This is a genomic window from Pseudomonas cichorii (genome assembly GCF_018343775.1).
Taxonomy (GTDB): domain Bacteria; phylum Pseudomonadota; class Gammaproteobacteria; order Pseudomonadales; family Pseudomonadaceae; genus Aquipseudomonas; species Aquipseudomonas cichorii.
The window spans coordinates 3,094,502-3,107,005 of the sequence record NZ_CP074349.1; the positions used below are offsets into that span (position 1 = coordinate 3,094,502).

The following is a 12,504-nucleotide window of genomic DNA, read 5'->3' on the forward strand; positions in this document are numbered from 1 at the left end:
TCAGTGCGGTGTAATGCTCGCCCAGGGACTTGATCATCTGCCCGAAGCCCCAGCCATCGATAATCAGGTGATGAACTACGCAGATCATCCAGTGGTGGTCTTCCCCCAGGCGCACAAGGCAGAACCTGAACAGTGGACTGCCATCCAGCATGCAGGGGCGCTGCATATACTCAAGGGTCAGCGCGTGCGCGACGCTGACAGGGTCTGGCTGGTCGCTCAAATCATGCAAGGGCATCGGCACAGGCATCGATTCGGCATAGGTCTGCAACGGCAAGCCATCTGCCGAGGCTCCCGGCAGCAACACGGTGCGCATTCCCTCGTGGGATGCAACCATATGTTCAAGAGCGCGCTGATACGTCACCGGATCCAGGGGACCGGTGAGGTTCAGGTAGCCGCCGATGTTGTAGAGGGGAGAATCGCCACGACTGATCTGATCGAGCCAGACATCACGCTGAGCGGCGGTTAGGGGGAAGACATCGGCGGCTGACATGGTCCAGGTCCTTCTAGGCAGTTAAGCCGCGGATTCAAGCACCGCCCTGCCAAACCTGTATGTCCTAGAAAACCCCTACAATGGCGTATAGCCACCATTCAAAAAAATCTTGACAGCCGCTCTGGCCCACGCAGTTAGCTGTTTCGACCGCTCGTCACCGAACGAAGGGATTATCTTTGTCAGATAAAGTTCATATCCAATAATGCGCCTGTCCCGGTTTTCCACTACAGACACAGTACAAACCCTTGGGATTGAATAAGACCATCGTCAGCGTCATTATTCAGGCGTCAACATAAGGAATCGGCCACTATTAATCAGTACGGTCAGAATCAGGGAAGATAGAAGTATGAAACTGACAACCTCTCTTGAGCACAGTCACGACCCTCGTTTTTATCAGCATCTGGGCCAGCTTATTTCCAGCACCGGCAGCAACGCCTTTGCCAGACAGATGCTGCAACTTGTCGATGCATTGGTCCCGGTCCACGGCCTTGATCTCAATGAGTGGGTCCTGGATGCCCCACAGGCTTGCATCAGCCAGACCAACAACCTCGGCAATGCCGGCCTGCAATACGACTTCCCGACGACCAACAGTCAGCGTCCGCCACTCCTGCAGAATGTCATGCAGATGGACGCACCACTGCTGATCCAGCTCAAGGTCCCCTCGAACACGCAGAATCCGCAGTACACGATTCACCAGTGCAATCTGGTTTCGAGCCGTGGTGAGCAGCGATGGATCATCTGCTTCTATCGCCTGCCGACCTTGCGACCGTTCTCACTGAGCGAGTTGTCACTGCTCAAGAGCCTGTCCGACACACTGCTGCCGCTGGTCGAGCACCATGCACAACTTCTCGCGCAACCCGTCACTCGCGTAGCAAGCACGGCACGTGTCGAACCCGAGCAGGAAGCAGAAGCCGCCTCGATGCACCAGGCTTTCAGCGGTCGCCTGGCACAGGATGCCATCATTTTGTCTGCACGCGAACAGGAAGTCTGCCTCGGCCTGCTGACCGGGGGCACCGTGCCGGAGATGGCGCAACGACTGCGAGTCAAGGCCAGCTCGGTGGAAACCTACCTCAAGCGAGCCACTGTGAAGCTGGGCATCAGTGGACGGCATGGCTTGGCAAGGTGGATGGCGGGGGCCTGATTCACTAATACCCAGTGGGAGCGCCGCCCGATCCGCTCTCACTGGGCAATCTCCACATCAAACAGCCACTGTTGCCCCGCCAACACCTGAACAACAGAGCACGCCCTCAAACAACATCGCCACTGCACCTCCATTCATAAACCCCATATAAATCAGCCCATTACACTCTGGCACAGGACTTGCCACCTGAGCGATGCAGCTCTGATCACGGAGCCTCATCACAAAGGAATCGAACATGAGTGGACTATTGAAGGTCATCGCTGTTTCAGGTGGGGCCTCTCTCCCTTTTATCCCGACAGCCTGCCCGATGCTGCCAGACAACGGGCTTGAGTCTGTCTGCGCAGGAGGATGCCTGTGACCTCTCCTCTGTCCGCTTCCTTCGCTTCACCTCTGTTACTGGCCCGCAATCTGGCGACGGATTTCGCCAGTAACGCTGCCGAACGCGACAAGAACGGTGGAACGCCACTGGCCGAACGCGATGCCCTGCGCCGCAGCGGGCTACTGGCCCTGAGTATCCCGACCCGCTTTGGTGGCCTGGGTGCCAACTGGCAGGAAACCTTCGACGTGGTACGTGAGTTCGCCAGGGTCGACAGTTCCATTGCCCATGTCTTCGGCTTCCACCACCTGATGCTGGCCACGGTCCGGTTGTTTGCCAGCCCCGAGCAATGGCACCCGTGGTTCGAGCAGACAGCCCGGCAGAACTGGTTCTGGGGTAACGCGCTGAACCCTCTGGACACCCGAACCGTGATGAAGACCTTTGACGGCTGGCGTGAGTTTTCCGGGCGCAAGAGTTTCTGCTCCGGGGCCAGCGACTCGGAAATGCTCATCGCGTCGGCGGTGGATGAGAATGCCGGTGGCAAGCTGGTGATTGCCGCGATTCCCAGCGGTCGCACCGGCATTACCCTGCACGACGACTGGGACAACATGGGCCAGCGTCAGACCGACAGCGGCAGCGCAACCTTCGAGCGGGTGCGTATCGAAGAATCGGAACTGCTGCTCGATCCGGGCCCGCTGAGCACCCCGTTTGCCTGCCTGCGTCCGCTGATTGCCCAGTTGCACTTCACCAACCTGTTCCTGGGCATCAGCGAAGGTGCCTTCGAGGAAGCCCGGCAGTACACCCTCAAGGAAAGTCGCCCGTGGTTCACCTCCCTGACCCGGGACATCAGCGAAGATCCTTATGTCTTGCGCCATTACGGCGAATTCTGGGCGGCTCTTGAAGGTGTGCGTGCCCTGGTGGAGCGCGCCTGCATACAACTGGACGAAGCCTGGAACAAGGGACCGGACCTGAGCAGCGAAGAACGTGCTCACCTGGCACTGTCCATCAGCAGCGCCAAGGTCGCAGCGACTCGCACAGGTCTGGATCTGTGCAGCCGACTGTTTGAAGTGACCGGTGCCAGGGCCACACATGCTGCCCTGCGACTGGACCGTTTCTGGCGCAACCTGCGCACCCAGACCCTGCACGATCCGCTGGATTACAAGCTGCACGAGCTGGGCGACTGGGCCTTGAACGGCAAGCGTCCGACACCGACCTTTTATTCCTGAGCGAGAGCTCTGCGAGTGGTGGTGGAAGCCGCAACTGTCCGCCAGGCAACAGTTGTTCAGCATTATGCCTTCGGCTGCACAGCCCCGTTTCAGCCCAGATTGCGTGTAACGTCCACGGGCCGTGGCCTGCAGCATATGGCATGACACCTGCAATCGCGTCATGACTTCCCAACCCTGACTGGATACCACGCGATGCGTCTGATTGATCTGGCCTTGCCCCGCCTCCCTCGCTCTCTGAAGCTTCTGGCCTGCTCAGGCCTGATGGCACTGGCCCTGAACCCGTCGGCCCGCGCCGAAAATGCGCCTGAGGAAGTGCGTCTGGATTACGCCTACTACTCGCCTGTCAGCCTGGTGCTCAAGCACTTCGGGTGGGTCGAAAAGGCGTTGCCGAACTCAAAAGTCAGCTGGGTGTTCAGCCAGGGCAGCAACCGCTCGCTGGAGTACCTGAACAGCGGTGGCGCCGACTTCGGATCGTCGGCCAGCCTCTCGGCGGTGCTGGCACGGGCCAATGGCAGCCCGATCAAATCGGTGTATGTCTACAGCCGTGCCGAATGGACGGCATTGGTGGTGCGCAAGGACTCGCCCCTCAAGAGCGTGACCGATCTTAAAGGGAAGAAGATCGCCGCGACCAAGGGCACAGACCCGTATCTGTTCACCCTGCGCTCACTGGCCAAGGCGGGCCTGGAAAAGAATGACGTGGAACTCCTGCACCTCCAGCATCCGGACGGACGCACCGCGCTGGAGAAAGGCGATGTCGACGCCTGGGCCGGTCTTGACCCGCACATGGCCGCCAGCGAATTGCAGGCCGGTTCGCGCCTGCTGTACCGCAACAAGGACTTCAACAGCTATGGCGTAATCAGCGTAACCGAGGCCTTCGCCAAGGCCCATCCACAAACCATCACTGCCGTGATCAAGGCCTACGAACAGGCACGTCACTGGGCCATCGCCCATCCGGAAGAGTTCGCCAAACTGCTGGCTGACGAGTCCAAGCTGCCGCTGGATGTTGCCAAGCTGCAACTGACCCGTACTGACTTGTCTGCGCCTCAACTGACCGACAAGGATATAACCGCCTCCAAGGCTGCCGCACCGATTCTGGTGTCCGAAGAACTGGTCAAGCGCGGTGTCGATGTCAATCAGGTCATCGATCAACTGATCGATCCGTCCTTTGGCAAGGCCAGTATTGAGTGATGAGCACTTCCAGCAAAGCCCTGGCCGGGGCTAGTCCGGCAGAGCGCCCGGCCAGCCGTGCGCTCCAGTGGCGACGTCGGGCCAAAGGCCTGGCCTTGCCGCTGGCGATCATCCTGCTACTTGAAACCGTGGTGCGCCTGGGCTGGATCGCTTCCTACCAGATGCCCGCTCCCAGCGAGGTGGCGCAGACCCTGTTCCAGCTCGCCGATGGCGCGTTGTGGAAACACATCGGGGCGAGCCTGTCACGGGTGCTGGCCGGTTTCTTTATCGGCTCCGCACTCGGGTTGCTGTTTGCCGCCTGGGTAGGGCTCAGCCGCGAGGCCGAGGCCTGGCTGGAGCCGACCTTCGCCAGCCTGCGGGCGATCCCAAGCCTGGCATGGGTCCCACTCTTGCTGCTGTGGCTGGGAATTGGTGAAACCTCCAAGGTCACGCTGATTGCCATCGGTGCGTTCTTCCCCGTGTACCTCAACGGGGTCGCAGCGATTCGCAATATCGACCGCAAGCTGGTGGAAGTCGGGCGCATGTATGGTTTCAGCCGCACGCGCCTGGCCCGGCGGATTCTCTTGCCTGCCGCTTTTCCGGGTGTGTTCACCGGCCTGCGCAGCGCCCTGAGCCTGAGCTGGATGTTCCTGGTCGCCGCCGAACTGATCGCAGCCACTCGTGGCCTGGGTTATCTGCTCAGCGATGGCCGGGAAACGTCTCGGCCAGACCTGGTGCTGGCGGCAATCATTGTTCTGGCGCTGCTCGGTAAAATCAGCGACGGCCTGCTGGCTGGCCTGGAAAAACGCTGGCTGGCCTGGCGTGACACCTTCGACGGCGTAGACTCTGGAGCCCGACCATGACTCAGCTTCATCACACGACGGCAGATCAGATGCATCTGCTGGACCTGCATGTCGAGCACAAGGCTTTCGGTGATACCGCCGTGCTCGGTCAGCTTGAGTTGCGTCTGCAACCGGGGGAAATCGTCAGCCTGCTCGGCCCAAGCGGCTGCGGCAAAAGCACGCTGTTGCGTCTGGTTGCACAACTGGATCAGGACTTTCGCGGACAGTTGCGCAAGCGTCCCGACGAGGTGGGTTTCGTGTTTCAGGAGCCACGGTTGATGCCCTGGCTGACGGTTGCCGAGAATATCGGCTTCAGTCAGGACAAGGATTACGACCGCGCCCGGGTCACCCGCCTGATTGACGAAGTCGGCCTGACTGGCTTTGCCGACGCGCTGCCCAAGGCGTTATCGGGCGGCATGGCCCAGCGCGTGGCCATTGCCCGCGGGCTTTACGGCCAGCCGCAGCTTCTGTTGCTGGACGAACCCTTCAGTGCGGTCGATGCCTTCACTCGCTTCAAGCTCCAGGACCTGCTACTGGATCTGGCCCAACGTCACCATATTGGCCTGCTGGTCGTGACCCACGATGTCGATGAAGCGCTGTACCTGAGCCATCGGGTGCTGGTGATCGGCAACCGCCCCGGCACCGTCATCAGGGAACTGACCGTCCCTCTCACCTACCCCCGCGACCGCAGAGACGAAACCCTGGCAAAGCTGCGCAGCCAGGCGCTGGAGTCACTGCATGATGCGCGGGTGATTTGATATTACGTCGCGGCCAAGGCCCCTCCAACGGATTATGAGGGAGGGGCCTTGGCCGCGACGGGGTATTAAAACTCAAAACAACCCTGAGGTCGGCGGCTCTGTGCCCTTGAGCTGCCAGGCTCCCACCACTGCTGCTTTCCAGTGTCGCGGATTATGGTTGGCCACGGTGCGTGCATTGCGCCAATGGCGATCAAGGTTATGGCTGCGGCCTGTCGTCGATGCCCCGCCCACATCAAACAAGGTTTCAGCAGCCTTGAGCGCAAGTTCAGCGACCAGATACTGCGCCTGCGCGACTTCCACGGCAGCCTGTTCGACGTCTGCATGCGCCCGTTGCGCAGCCCAGGCCCGATCGATGGCTTCCGCGGCTTTGAGCACCAGTGCTTCGGCAGCGTAGGCCCGAGCGGAAATATCGCCCACGGCCAATTCCACATAGGGATCGTCCACCGAACGACTGGCGCTGCTGTGCTTGATCGGCCGTGCATGCTCCCTGGCAAAACGGATCGCGTCGTCCAGTGCATTACGTGCGATACCGGCCTGCACCGTGCCCAGGAACAGTTGCAGGAACGGCGTGACGATAGTGCGCTTGCCCTCTTCCACCGTGCGGGTACGAATATCGCTGGCCTCGACCCTCACGTTCTGCAGATGAGTCGTGCCACTGGCCGTCAGACGCTGGCCCATGGCATCGAAGTCATCCAGCAGCACCAAGCCTTCGCGATCACGAGGCAGAATGAACGACACCGGCTGCTCGTCTTCATCCAGCGCCACCGCGCTGACCCAGTCGGCAAACAATGCACCGGTGCTGTAGAACTTGCTGCCATTGACCCGGTAATGATCTCCTTCGCGCACCAGCCGTGCAGCAATCGCCCCATTGGCTCCACCCAGTTCCCAACCGGCATTGCCGATTACCGCGCCCTCAAGGTAACGGGCAAACCAGCGCTGGCGCTCGGCCTCGGCATCTTCAGTTGTGGAAACCAGCAGCCCTTCGACAAAGGCAAGACCGGGGCGCAGGGCCTGGGCGACGTTTGAGTCCACCGAAGCGATGCGCAACAGCAGTTCGATGACATCCCGTACGCTGCCGCCAGGGCCGCCATGGCTTTTAGGGATACGCACGGTATACACACCGGCAGCAGCAAGCTGGGCGATGGCCTTGAAAGGCAATTGCCGCTCGCGTTCACGCTGTGCCGCACCGGCGCCGATGGCTGGCAGCAGCGCAGTGATGCGGGCTTGCAGTTCGCTGACGCTGGCAGCAGGCGGCTGCGGGGTAAAACGTTGAAACGTGGTCATGGGCAGTCCTCAGCCTAGATGGCGATTTTCCAGAGACGTGATTCATCGAACACGTCGAAAGCTTCGTGTTCCGGGTCCAGCGGCGGTACCACCAGTTCCGCGCCGCTCCCGGGCAGGCACGGCACCGAACCGAGCAAACGCTGGGTGTATTCATGGGCGGGCCGAGTGAAAAGCTGCTCCGCCGGAGCCAGCTCGACGACCTGGCCGTGGCGCATCACCAGCACGTTGTCGCTGACGTGACGAATCACCCCCAGGTCGTGGGAAATGAATAGATAGGCCAGCCCCAGTTCCTGTTGCAGATCGGCCAGCAGATCCAGCACTTGTGCCTGTACCGAAACATCCAGCGCCGACACCGGTTCGTCGCAGATGATCAGCTTCGGTTCGCTGGCAATCGCTCGGGCAATGGCCACACGCTGACGCTGGCCACCGGACAACTGCAAAGGACGTCGCAGGGCCAGCTCTGGCGGCAATCGCACCTGCCCCAGCAGATGGGTAATCCGCGCCGGACGCTGGCTTACCTCGACGCCCGCAACATGCAATGCATCATCAAGGATTTGCATCACGTTCCAGCGAGGATCGAAGGAGCCGAGGGGGTCCTGATAGATAACGCTGATTTCACGCCGTAGTGGCCGCCGCCGTTTTTCATCGATGGCATTGCCAGGCAGGTTCCAGGGGTGGCCGCGGTACAGCACTTGCCCGGCATCGGGTTGCAACAGGCCAAGGGCAATGCGGGCTACCGTGGTCTTTCCCGAACCGGACTCGCCTACAATGCCCAGGGTCTGCCCGGCGCGCAGCTCGAAACCGACGTCCTGTACCACCTGACGAAGCTGGCCATCAGGCCCCAGATAACGCTTGCCCAAGCCTTGAGCCTGCAACAACACGTGCCCCGCTTCGCCACTTTTGACGGGCGATGTCGGGCGTGTCACTCCAGACAAGCGACTCCCGCGAGGGTGTTCGGACGGCACGGCGGCCAGCAACTCACGTGTGTAAGGATGTTGCGGCTTGCTCAAGACTTGCAGCATCGGCCCTTGCTCGACCACTTCGCCATGGCGCAACACCACCACGTCATCCGCCAGTTGCGCCACCACCGCCAGGTCATGGCTGATGATCAGCAAGGAAGCGCCACGGGCCTTGATCTGCTGGAAGACTTCAAGAATCTGTGCCTGCACCGTGGCGTCCAGCGCGGTAGTGGGCTCGTCGGCAATCACCAGCGCAGGGTCCATGGCCAGGGCGCTGGCAATCAACGCCCGCTGGCGCAAGCCACCGGACAACTGCCCGGAGCGTTGGCGGGCGCGTAACGCAACATCTGGCACACCAACCCGCTCCAGCAACTCCAGCACACGTGCGCCACGCTGCTGCCGATTGCCGAAACCATGGGTTTCCAGCACTTCGAGGATTTCCTTGCCCACCGGACGCAACGGATCGAGGGACACCAGCGCATCTTGAAGGACAAAGCCGATGTCCTTGCCACGCACGCCCCGCCACTGACGCTCGCTGAGAGCCAGCAGATCGTGCTCACCAAAACTCAGCCGCCGCGCCGCCACTTCAGCGCGACTGCCCGCCAGGCCCACCAGACTGCGAGCACTGACGCTCTTGCCGGAACCGGACTCGCCCACCAGCGCCACACAACGTCCGGGTGCCAGCGTAAAGGACAAGTCCCGCACCACGTTGCGGCCTTCAAAGGCGATGCTCAGGCCTTCGACAATCAAGGTCTTGTCACTCATGGCAGGCGACCCTCCAGACGTTGTTGGATATAGCGGCCGGTCACGGTGGTAGACAACGTGGTCAACACAATGAACAGGCCCGGAAAGAACGTGAGCCACCAGGCATTGGCGATAAAGTCACGGCCCATGGACAACATGGTTCCCCACTCGGGCGCTGGCGGTTGCGCGCCCATACCGAGAAAGCTCAGTGCCGAAGCCCAGACAATCGCCTGACCAACGCCCATGGTCAGGGTCACCACCAATGGGCGCATGGCATTGGGCAGCAACTGGCGCAGCACGATGCGCGAAGTCGGATGCCCCAGCGCCCGCGCCGCTTCGATATAGCCGGCATTGCGCACGGCCAGAACCTGACCGCGAACCATTCGGGCATAACCGGGCGCAGCCCCCAGCCCGGTGGCAACAATCAACGGGCCGATGCCGCTGCCGAATACCGTCACAAACAACAAGGCAAGCACCAGGCTCGGAAAGGCAAACAGCACTTCCAGCAGCCAGCCCACCCAGCGATCAACCCGCGCACCACCCAGACCGCCCAGCAGCCCGAGGGCAATGGCAATGCTCATCGCCAGTGCCGTGGCGGCCACACCGATAAACAGACTCTCGCGGGTGCCATAGACAATCCGGGCAAAAATGTCACGCCCTGACTGATCGGTTCCCAGCCAGTGCGCCCAGCCCGGCGCCTGAAACGCCTCGCGAGGCACGATGGCCAGTGGATCGATGCGGGTGAACAACTGCGGTGCCAGTGCCGCCAGTATCAGCGCGGCAAGAAACAGCAACGCCAGGCTTGCGCCCAAAGGTGGAAGGTGCAAACGCCGTTGACGGTGCAGCGGGCCGAAGGTCTGATCAAGAGTCAGGTCGCTCATGAGTTCGGCTCCTGTTGCCGTGGGTCAATCCATTGATAAAGCAGGTCCACCAGAATATTGGCCAGTACATAGCCGGCAGCCACCACCAGGCTGATGCCGATCACCAAGGGCAAGTCCTGGGCCTGTACTGCCTGATACAACTGGCGACCGACCCCCTTACGGGAAAAGATCACCTCGCAGACCACCGCACCACTGATCAACGCACCGATAGCCCAGCCGGAAAGCGACACGCCCGGCAGCAGCGCATGGCGCAAGGCGTGTTTGAAGCGCACCGCCAGATCGCTCAACCCCCGGGTGCGGGCTGTCAGCACGAAAGGTTGATCGAGTGTCATTTCAAGGGACTCACGGGTGACCTGAGCAATGAAGCCCGCCAGCGGAATGGCCAGAGAGAACGCAGGCAGCACCAGACTTGCCAGGCTGTCGCTACCCGCCGGTGGAAACCAGCGCAGACCAAAGGCAAATACGGCCAGCAGCACTACCCCAAGCCAGAAATGCGGCAAGGCGGCACTCAGGGTTTCAACGAATGACGCAGCGCCACCGATCAGTCGCCCGCGCCCGGAAGTGATGACCGTCAACAACAGGACCAGCACCCAGGCCAGCGCCAGTGAGGCCAGGGTCAGTTCCAGCGTCGCACCGCCCTGCTCGGCCAGCACGCGGGTCACCGGCTGATGCTGGGAATAGGAGTTACCCAGATCCCCCTGTAGCAAGCGGCCCAGATAGACCGCATATTGAACCGGCAACGGCTTGTCGAGGCCGTATTCCTGGCGCGTGGCTTCGATGGTTTCGGCTGTCGGGTTGCCGCTCGGGCCACCGAGAATGGCCAGTACCGGATCGCCCGGCATCAAGCGCAGGGCAAAAAAAGTCAGGGTTGCCACGGCCCACAGCACCAGCACGCCGCCCGCCAGACGAATGGCAGCACGGCGCCCGAGAGCAGTCAGGCGTTGGCGACGCGGATCAACCGCATCCAGAGACGTTGCGCTTGCACTCATTTCGTCACCCATGAGTCATAGAGATAAGTCACCGCCAGCGACGGCTCCAGGCGCACCCCGTGTGCGGTCTTGTAGATGCCCAACCGGGTGCTTTGCGGATAAGTGGTCAGCTCCAGGTATTGCGCAGCGATCTGCTTCTGGGCTTCGTAATAAATCGTGCGGCGCTGTTCGGGGTCCTGAGTGGCCAGAGCGCTTTCGATCAGCGCGTCGAATCCGGGATCGGCATAACCGGCGGTGTTCTGGTGATAGCCACCAACCCCGGCAGGCTGGACAAACGCAGAACTGAAAATGATCCGCAGCACATCGGGGGTATTGGTGTTCCAGTAGCCGATGCGGATGTCGTAATCCCAGGCGGCCTGACGCGCCGTGGACTGCACGTCGCTCATCTGTTCCATCACCAGATCGATGCCGACCTGACGGGTCGTCGCCTGGACCTGCTCCCACAAGGTCACCTCCGACGGTGGCGTACGTGAGCCGATCAGCACGACAGCCCGCAGACGCTTGCCGTCTTTGGTGCGATAACCCTCGGCGTCACGACCGGTCCAGCCTGCCTCGTCGAGTAATCGGTCGGCGCGGGCCGGGTCGTAGTCCTGAACACGCTCGAAGTCGGGGCTGTAGAACGGCGTCGCCACACTCAGCGGACCGCCCGCCCTTTGAAACTCGCCGAAATAGACACTCTTGAGCGCGCCCTCGACATCGGCGCTACGCACAAATGCCTCGCGCACCCGCAAATCGTCGAAGGGCGCGCGACGAATGTTGAAGGTGCCATTGGTAGGGTTGCCCGGACGCTGGGAGATGATCAGTTTCAAGTCAGGATTGCGCCGCGCCGCTTCATGGGACTCCGGTGGCAAAGCCTCGATCACGTCCACTTCACCGGCCTGCAGCGAGGCAAAGCGTACCGAAGGCTCCTGGATGAATTTCCAGACAATACCTTCCAGATAAGCCGGCCCCTGATGGCGAGCCGTGGGCGGTGCCCAGTTGTAGTCGGGATTACGGGCCAGCTGGACGTGGCTCTGCCGCTCCCACTTGACCACCTTGAACGGCCCGCTGCCCACCGGGCTTTCGCAGTTGGCATCGCGGCTGCGGGCCAGCGCCGTGGGCGACTGAATGCCCAGGAAACCCTGGGCCAGTACTTCCAGAAACGCGGCATAAGGCGTAGCCAGATGCACGATGGCGGTGTAGTCATCCACGACCTCGGTGCTGCGGTACTGGCGAATGTAGCCACCGGCGGTGCTGGACTGGGTCTTGGGGTTGGTAATGTGTTCGAGGTTGGCCTTCAGGGCTGCCGCGTTGAATGGCGTGCCGTCAGTGAAATGCACGTCATTGCGCAAATGGAAGGTGTAGCGCAGGCCATCGGCCGAGACTTCCCAGCTCTTTGCCAGCCAGGGACCGATCCGGCCTTCGCTGTCCATGGACACCAGCGAGTCCAGATACTGCTGGGCGACGAACACCTGGGGCATGTCGCCCGCCACATGAGGGTCGAGACAGGTGGGCTCGCGGTCAGTGGCGTATACCAGCGTACCGCCATGCACCGGCTGATCGCTCTGGGTCGCGACGTTCTCGGCACGCTCACAGCCAGTCAACGCCAGGGCCAATGTCGAGGCGGCAAATAAAGGGATAAAAGGACGGATATCGAATTTCAAGATCGCTCCCGGGGATGACAGGTCCGATGGCTTTGCATAGGCGGTTACCGGGGTATTGCAGGTC

Annotated in this window: 11 protein-coding genes (1 of these 11 running past the window's edge); 5 read left to right on the plus strand and 6 right to left on the minus strand. The window is 61.4% G+C overall.

Annotated elements, in window-relative coordinates; translation table 11 throughout:
• Nucleotides 1–490, minus strand: the 5' end (the start) of a protein-coding gene (locus tag KGD89_RS13005; RefSeq protein WP_025260216.1) for a non-ribosomal peptide synthetase. 9,008 nt of this gene lie to the left of the window's left edge; only the first 490 of its 9,498 coding nucleotides appear in the window; its start codon is at nt 488–490; its stop codon lies off the left edge, out of view.
• 346 nt (nt 491–836) lie between these two features.
• Between KGD89_RS13005 and KGD89_RS13010 the strand changes: the two genes are divergently transcribed.
• The 5 genes from KGD89_RS13010 to KGD89_RS13030 all read left to right on the plus strand — a co-directional run bounded on the left by KGD89_RS13010 (nt 837) and on the right by KGD89_RS13030 (nt 5,940).
• Nucleotides 837–1,631 carry a helix-turn-helix transcriptional regulator gene (locus KGD89_RS13010; protein ID WP_025260217.1) on the plus strand — a complete coding sequence of 265 codons (795 nt, stop codon included), beginning with the start codon at nt 837–839 and terminating at the stop codon, nt 1,629–1,631.
• Between the two features lie 348 nt (nt 1,632–1,979).
• On the plus strand, nt 1,980–3,173 hold the full coding sequence (locus KGD89_RS13015; RefSeq protein WP_162883718.1) for an acyl-CoA dehydrogenase family protein: 1,194 nt from the start codon (nt 1,980–1,982) through the stop codon (nt 3,171–3,173).
• A 261-nt stretch (nt 3,174–3,434) separates the two neighbouring features.
• Complete coding sequence (locus tag KGD89_RS13020) at nt 3,435–4,361, plus strand: aliphatic sulfonate ABC transporter substrate-binding protein (RefSeq protein ID WP_176767554.1); 927 nt, start codon at nt 3,435–3,437, stop codon at nt 4,359–4,361.
• Nucleotides 4,361–5,203, plus strand: coding sequence for an ABC transporter permease (locus tag KGD89_RS13025; RefSeq protein WP_025260220.1), 843 nt, complete (start codon nt 4,361–4,363; stop codon nt 5,201–5,203). The genes KGD89_RS13020 and KGD89_RS13025 overlap by 1 nt, the downstream gene beginning before the upstream one ends.
• A 29-nt stretch (nt 5,204–5,232) precedes the next feature.
• Nucleotides 5,233–5,940 (plus strand): ABC transporter ATP-binding protein, encoded by a 708-nt coding sequence (locus KGD89_RS13030; RefSeq protein WP_025260221.1) that lies wholly within the window; start codon nt 5,233–5,235, stop codon nt 5,938–5,940.
• 72 nt (nt 5,941–6,012) lie between these two features.
• On the opposite strand, the gene KGD89_RS13035 is transcribed toward KGD89_RS13030, so the two are convergent.
• Genes KGD89_RS13035 through KGD89_RS13055 form a run of 5 tightly spaced genes read right to left on the minus strand, consistent with a single transcriptional unit; the run spans nt 6,013 to nt 12,392 of the window.
• On the minus strand, nt 6,013–7,224 hold the full coding sequence (locus KGD89_RS13035) for an acyl-CoA dehydrogenase family protein (protein WP_025260222.1): 1,212 nt from the start codon (nt 7,222–7,224) through the stop codon (nt 6,013–6,015).
• Nucleotides 7,225–7,238: 14 nt separating this feature from the next.
• A complete protein-coding gene (locus KGD89_RS13040; protein ID WP_025260223.1) occupies nt 7,239–8,948 on the minus strand; it encodes a dipeptide ABC transporter ATP-binding protein in 1,710 nt (569 codons plus the stop codon).
• Nucleotides 8,945–9,808: an ABC transporter permease gene (locus KGD89_RS13045; protein ID WP_025260224.1), complete on the minus strand. Its 864-nt coding sequence runs from the start codon at nt 9,806–9,808 to the stop codon at nt 8,945–8,947. Before KGD89_RS13045 ends, KGD89_RS13040 begins: the two co-directional genes overlap by 4 nt.
• The gene (locus KGD89_RS13050) at nt 9,805–10,797 is read right to left on the minus strand and encodes an ABC transporter permease (protein ID WP_038400406.1); all 993 of its coding nucleotides are present in this window, start codon (nt 10,795–10,797) and stop codon (nt 9,805–9,807) included. The genes KGD89_RS13045 and KGD89_RS13050 overlap by 4 nt, the downstream gene beginning before the upstream one ends.
• Entirely contained in the window at nt 10,794–12,392 is a 1,599-nt protein-coding gene (locus KGD89_RS13055) for an ABC transporter substrate-binding protein (RefSeq protein WP_236249416.1), read from the minus strand. The genes KGD89_RS13050 and KGD89_RS13055 overlap by 4 nt, the downstream gene beginning before the upstream one ends.
• Between the last annotated feature and the right edge of the window lie 112 nt (nt 12,393–12,504).